We start from the raw sequence: 263 nt of genomic DNA on the forward strand, positions 1-263 counted from the left end.
GCGAGCAGCTCGCGGGCGCCGTCCAGGCCGCCGGCCTCGACGTCGTAGGAGCCGGTGGGCGCGTGGTGGGCCACGACCGCGTCCGTGATCCGGTAGTGGTCCGGGTTGCCGGGCGGGCCGGAGGTCTCCAGCACGTGGATCAGGTAGGTCTCGCCGGCGGCCAGGGCCTGGCGGACGTCGCGCTCGTGATGGGTCATGACGTCCTCTCGGGTCGGCGCCCGGCGGGACTGTCCCACCGGGGCGTGCGCACCAGGGTGGCGCAT

General features: G+C 75.3%; 1 protein-coding gene. It reads right to left on the reverse strand.

Annotated features, from left to right (window positions below):
• A partial coding sequence (locus tag KVS67_RS12165; protein WP_217565465.1) for a hypothetical protein occupies nucleotides 1-197 on the reverse strand: 197 nt, incomplete at its 3' end.
• Nucleotides 198-263: the final 66 nt, after the last annotated feature.

This window comes from Micrococcus sp. GbtcB5 (genome assembly GCF_019091605.1).
Taxonomy (GTDB): domain Bacteria; phylum Actinomycetota; class Actinomycetes; order Actinomycetales; family Micrococcaceae; genus Micrococcus; species Micrococcus luteus.